Source organism: Pseudonocardia sp. D17 (assembly GCF_036984265.1).
Taxonomy (GTDB): domain Bacteria; phylum Actinomycetota; class Actinomycetes; order Mycobacteriales; family Pseudonocardiaceae; genus Pseudonocardia; species Pseudonocardia benzenivorans.
The window spans coordinates 1-512 of the sequence record NZ_BPRG01000205.1; the positions used below are offsets into that span (position 1 = coordinate 1).

At 69.1% G+C, this 512-nt stretch carries 1 protein-coding gene; it reads left to right on the plus strand.

Annotated features, from left to right (window positions below):
- Positions 1-141: 141 nt before the first annotated feature.
- Positions 142-512, plus strand: a 371-nt coding sequence (locus tag PSD17_RS27690; protein ID WP_339125220.1) for an IS110 family transposase, incomplete at its 3' end; no start/stop codon positions are given.

Here is a 512-nt window from a genome sequence, read left to right on the forward strand (position 1 = left end):
CTCACCAGCCGAGCTACGGAGGCTCCGGGCGCCGGGTTCAGCTGTCATTAGAGACCTGACCCGCCTGCGTGGTCTGCTCGTAACGTGGCTGCCGGCGCGGGCGCCTTGGGTCGGTCTGCGGCGACGAGCGAGGAGACCTCCTTGTCGGAACCCGACAACACCGGCTTCGAGGTGTTCTGCGGCCTGGACGTGGGCAAGTCCGTCCACCACGCCTGCGCCCTGGACCGGAACGGGAAACGGCTGCACGACAAGCCGTTGCCCAACGACGAGGCGGCGTTGACCGAAGTCTTCATCCACCTCGCGGCGCACGGCCGAGTACTCGTCGTGGTCGATCAGCCTGCCTCGATCGGCGCGCTGGCCGTCGCGGTCGCCCGGTCGCTGAACATTGAGGTGGCCTACCTGCCTGGGCTGGTAATGCGCCGCATCGCCGACCTGCACCCCGGCCAGGGCAAGACCGACGCCCGCGACGCCCACGTCATCGCCGCACAGATTCGTGGGGCCGCCCGCACCAT